Annotated in this window: 1 protein-coding gene; it reads left to right on the plus strand. The window is 71.1% G+C overall.

Going from position 1 to position 1,089, the window contains the following annotated elements:
* Positions 1-1,089 (plus strand): putative bifunctional diguanylate cyclase/phosphodiesterase (locus ACWJ6R_RS36860; RefSeq protein WP_449066630.1); only part of this gene is annotated, 1,089 nt, incomplete at both ends.

Here is a 1,089-nt window from a genome sequence, read left to right on the forward strand (position 1 = left end):
CTGGCGCGGCTGGGCGGCGACGAGTTCGCCATCGTCCTGTCCGGCCCCACCACCACCGACGCCCACACCCTGGCCCAACGCATCCTCACCGCCCTGGCCCACCCCTACCGCATCGGCGAACGCGAACTCCACCTCACCACCAGCATCGGCATCCTGACCGGACTCCCCCTCACCAACCCCACCGACGCCCTGCGCGACGCCGACCTCGCCCTCTACACCGCCAAAGCCCACGGCAAGAACCGCACCACCCCCTTCCACCCCGACCTGCGCACCGCCCGCCTCCACCACACCAACCTCGCCACCGGCCTGCGCCACGCCCACACCCGAGGCGAACTCACCCTCCACTACCAACCCGTCGTCGACCTGACCACCGGCACCATCCACGCCGTCGAAGCCCTCCTGCGCTGGACCCCCGCCACCGGCCACCCCATCCCCCCCGACGTCTTCATCCCCATCGCCGAAGACACCGGCCTCATCACCACCCTCGGCCACTGGGCCCTCGAGCAGGCCATCACCGACGCCACCCACTGGCACGAGCGGTACGGCACCGCCGTCACCGTCAACGTCTCCGGCCGCCAGCTCCGCGACCCCGCCTTCAACGACACCGTCCTGGACACCCTCGCCCGCCACCACCTGCCCCACCACGCCCTCATCCTCGAAATCACCGAAAGCACCCTCCTGGCCACCACCCCCGCCGAAACCCACCGCATCACCACCCGCCTGACCGACCTGCGCACCCACGGCATCCGCATCGCCCTCGACGACTTCGGCACCGGCTACTCCTCCCTGGCCTACCTGCGCACCCTGCCCGTCGACATCCTCAAGATCGACCGCTCCTTCACCACCCCGCCCACCGCCGCCGACCACCCCCAGACCCGCGCCTTCACCAAAGCCATCCTCGAACTGTCGGCCAGCCTCGGCCTCGACACCATCGTCGAAGGCGTCGAAACCCCCGACCAGGCCACCGTCCTACGCCAACTCGGCGCCCCCCACGCCCAGGGCTACCTGTTCTCCCCGCCCGTCCCCGCCCCCCCGCATCGACGACCTGCTGCGCACCACCCCCTGGCAGCAGCACGTCGCCTGAACCGC

This window comes from Planomonospora algeriensis, assembly GCF_977012225.1.